5 protein-coding genes are annotated in these 2,471 nt (G+C 72.4%); 3 read left to right on the forward strand and 2 right to left on the reverse strand.

Translation table 11 applies throughout. From position 1 onward, the window contains the following. Window positions 1–354 (reverse strand): precorrin-6A/cobalt-precorrin-6A reductase (locus RMO85_RS14570; protein WP_310529446.1); only part of this gene is annotated, 354 nt, incomplete at its 3' end. Here RMO85_RS14570 and RMO85_RS14575 point away from each other — a divergent pair. The 3 genes from RMO85_RS14575 to RMO85_RS14585 are packed head-to-tail and all read left to right on the forward strand — an operon-like array spanning window position 343 to window position 1,729. Then, window positions 343–534, forward strand: a complete 192-nt coding sequence (locus tag RMO85_RS14575) for a precorrin-6A/cobalt-precorrin-6A reductase (RefSeq protein WP_310529447.1) — start codon at window positions 343–345, stop codon at window positions 532–534. The genes RMO85_RS14570 and RMO85_RS14575 overlap by 12 nt on opposite strands. After that, entirely contained in the window at window positions 528–1,052 is a 525-nt protein-coding gene (locus RMO85_RS14580; protein WP_310529448.1) for a bifunctional adenosylcobinamide kinase/adenosylcobinamide-phosphate guanylyltransferase, read from the forward strand. The genes RMO85_RS14575 and RMO85_RS14580 overlap by 7 nt, the downstream gene beginning before the upstream one ends. Further along, window positions 1,049–1,729, forward strand: coding sequence for a (2Fe-2S) ferredoxin domain-containing protein (locus tag RMO85_RS14585; RefSeq protein ID WP_310529449.1), 681 nt, complete (start codon window positions 1,049–1,051; stop codon window positions 1,727–1,729). Before RMO85_RS14580 ends, RMO85_RS14585 begins: the two co-directional genes overlap by 4 nt. Window positions 1,730–1,819: 90 nt before the next feature. Here RMO85_RS14585 and RMO85_RS14590 read toward each other — a convergent pair. Next, a partial coding sequence (locus tag RMO85_RS14590) for a CbtA family protein (protein WP_310529450.1) occupies window positions 1,820–2,471 on the reverse strand: 652 nt, incomplete at its 5' end.

Raw genomic sequence — 2,471 nt, forward strand, 5'->3', positions numbered from 1 at the left:
ACATGTCAGCTCCTTGACCCAGGCCACGGCCTCGGCGACCTCGTGGACGGTGCGGACCCCTGCGGGGCCGGGCGGGCGGCGTACGACGACGACCTCGACGCCGAGCTCTGTGGCCGCCCCCAGCTTCGGCCACGTATGCGCACCACCGGAGTCCTTGGTGACCAGGACGTCGGTGCCGTGCTCGCGCATCAGGGCGGCCTCGCCGGCCAATGCGTCGGGGCCACGGTCGGTGAGCACCTCCCAGGCCGGCGGCAGGTCGAGATCGGGTACGTCGACGACGCGCGCCAGCACCGGGAGCGTGCCGAGCGCGGGCACTACACACTGGCCGACGAGCTCGCCCTGATGCGCGAGCACGGAACCGACGTGCTGGTCACCAAGGACTCCGGTGGTGCGCATACGTGGCCGAAGCTGCAAGCGGCCGCCGAACTGGGTGTCGAGGTCGTCGTCGTACGCCGCCCGCCCGGCCCCGCAGGGGTCCGCACCGTCCACGAGGTCGCCGAGGCCGTGGCCTGGGTCAAGGAGCTGACATGTTGATCCTGGTCACCGGCGGCGTCCGCTCCGGCAAGTCGCGTCACGCCGAGTCGCTGCTGTCCGACGCGCCGTCCGTCACCTACGTCGCCCCCGGCCCGAGCGCCGACGAGGACTCGGATCCCGACTGGGTGGCGCGGATCGCCGCCCACCAGGCGCGCCGGCCTGCGTCGTGGACGACCGTGGAGACCCGCGACCTGACGTCTGCCCTGCGGCTCGACGGACCTGTCCTCGTCGACTGCCTCGGCACCTGGCTGACGAGCGTGCTCGACTCTCGCTCCCTGTGGGACGTGCCGCCTTCCGAGGTGACTCTCGCGGTCGACGATCAGCTCGATGACGTCGTCGCGGCCCTGGCTGTTCGCGACGACGTCGTGCTCGTGACCAACGAGGTCGGCCTGGGCGTGGTCCCCGCCCACCGCTCCGGGCGGCTGTTCCGCGACCTGCTCGGCCTCGTCAACCAGCGGATCGCGACCGCCTGCGACGAGGTCCACCTCGTGGTGGCGGGTCGGGTGCTCAGGCTGTGACGCTCGTGCTGGTCGGGATGTCCGTCACCGACGTCGACCGCCGCGACGACCTGCTGGCCGCCGCTCGCTCCCGGGGCGCGACCGTGGCGTTCCTGCAGATGGGCGACCCGTCGCTCTCGCGCGAGCTGACGCGGCTGGCCGATCTCGGCGCGGACGTCATCACCCTCGTCGGGGTCGACCTCGGTCCGCTCGCGCCCGCCCACTCCTGGTTGCGGCGGATCGCTGCGCACTGGTGGCGTGAGCGCGCCGGGGCGAGGCCGAATCTCGTCGTCGCGACCCGGCTGGTCACGACACTCTCCGGCGTCGATCTCGACTCCGCGCTGGCGGAGCTCAAGCCGATCTGGGGGTCCGAACCCGGCCTCACGTCGGCGGCCTGGGAGGACGTGACCGGTCATCGACGACAGGTCCTCGTCTGCCGCGGCCCGCGCTGCACCGCGCAGGGAGGCGACGAGACGATGCGCGCGCTGGTCCTTGCGATGATGGAGGCCGGGCTCGGCGACCACGACGTGCTCGTCACCCACACCGGCTGCCAGTTCCCCTGCAACCAGGCGCCCGTGGTCAGCATCCAGCCGGACGATGTCTGGTACGGCGACGTCGACCCCGACACCGCACGAGCGATCGTCACCGGTCATCTCGTCGAGGGCGTGCCCGTCGAGAGCCACCGACTCCCCCGTTGAGTGGCCGCCTGGGCGCCGGTGGAGTAGAACGCCTCGTTGGCCATGCGCCCTGCTCCCACTTCCTCGCGAAGCGGCGCCTCGAGCAGGGTCTCAGAGGCTGGCGGCCAGCTCACGCCGCTCGGTGACCGCCGTCTCCCGGGCGTACAGCCGCGACACCAGCCCGGTCAGCACGACGCCGAGCACCCCCCACAGGGTGGCCAGCGTGATCACCGACGACAGGCGGAAGGACCACAGGGTGTCGGCCGGGAAGTCGCCGACCTCGTTGACTCCTGCGAACACCTGGCTGGCGACGAGCACCACGACGAGGTAGCCCGCCGCACCAAGAACCACAGCGCCGTAGGTCCCGATCCGGTCGATCAGGCGGCCGGCGGCGTACGTCGCGAGGACCGCCGCGACGACCGAGACCACCAGGAACCCGAAGTAGAGGGCGGTCCGGTCACCGATCGTGTCACCGCTGCCGACCGCGGGCGGGGTGGCGGGGTACTTCAGGAACGGCACGAGCGCCACCGCCACGAAGCCGATCAGGGAGATGAGTGCCGTCGACTGGCCGGGCAGCAGCCGGCCGATCCGGCCGAGGGTGCCCGCGGAGACCAGCGAGACCAGGCCGCCCAGCGCGACTCCGACGGCGAGCGACCCGGTCAGCAGGCCCCACGTGCGCTGGGTGCCGCGCGAGACCTCGACGACCTCGTGCGACTGCGTGCCCGTGTGGCTGCCGTCGGACTCGGCGGCAGGGGCGGCGGCT

It is taken from the genome of Nocardioides sp. (assembly GCF_031422975.1).
GTDB lineage: Bacteria > Actinomycetota > Actinomycetes > Propionibacteriales > Nocardioidaceae > Nocardioides.

What these genes read in the sequence shown, in the direction of transcription:
- RMO85_RS14575 (WP_310529447.1), top strand. Translation starts at nt 343, where the DNA reads ATGCGCGAGCACGGAACCGACGTGCTGGTCACCAAGGACTCCGGTGGT.
- RMO85_RS14580 (WP_310529448.1), top strand. Translation starts at nt 528, where the DNA reads ATGTTGATCCTGGTCACCGGCGGCGTCCGCTCCGGCAAGTCGCGTCAC.